Source organism: Stutzerimonas stutzeri, from assembly GCF_000935215.1.
Classification (GTDB): domain Bacteria; phylum Pseudomonadota; class Gammaproteobacteria; order Pseudomonadales; family Pseudomonadaceae; genus Stutzerimonas.
The window spans coordinates 1-552 of record NZ_JXXD01000162.1 but is presented as its reverse complement, the minus strand read 5'-3'; the positions used below and the strand labels follow the sequence as shown (position 1 = coordinate 552).

1 protein-coding gene is annotated in these 552 nt (G+C 63.8%); it reads left to right on the top strand.

Annotated elements, in window-relative coordinates; translation table 11 throughout:
* Positions 1-552, top strand: a 552-nt coding sequence (locus LO50_RS16745) for an Ig-like domain-containing protein (RefSeq protein WP_044315699.1), incomplete at both ends; no start/stop codon positions are given.

The window sequence follows — 552 nt, the reverse complement described above, 5'->3', positions numbered from 1 at the left end:
GTCAAACCTGGTCCGACAGCTTCTCGGCCGTCGAAGGCAGCAACACTGTCTCCGTGCGTCAGACCGACGTGGCTGGTAATACGTCGGGTGCTACCACCGTCAGCTTCGTTCTGGATACTCAGGTCGCTGCACCAACCGTCTCGTTGCAGGCCGACACCGGCACAAGCGGCACTGATAGCATCACCAATAATGGCACCCTGACCATCGACGGCACCGAAGCCGGTGCGACCATCGAGTACAGCACCGATGGCGGCCAAACCTGGTCCCCGACCTTCACCCCGATCGAAGGCAGCAACACCGTCTCCGTCCGCCAGACCGACGTGGCTGGTAATACCTCGGCTGCGACCACCGTCAGTTTCACCCTCGACACCCAGGTCGCCGCGCCGACCGTCTCGTTGCAGGCCGACACCGGCACAAGCGGCACTGATGGCATCACCAACAACGGCGCCCTGACCATTGGCGGCACCGAGACCGGCGCCACCGTCGAGTACAGCACCGACGGAGGCCAAACCTGGTCCTCGTCCTTCACCCCGGTCGAAGGCAGCAACACCG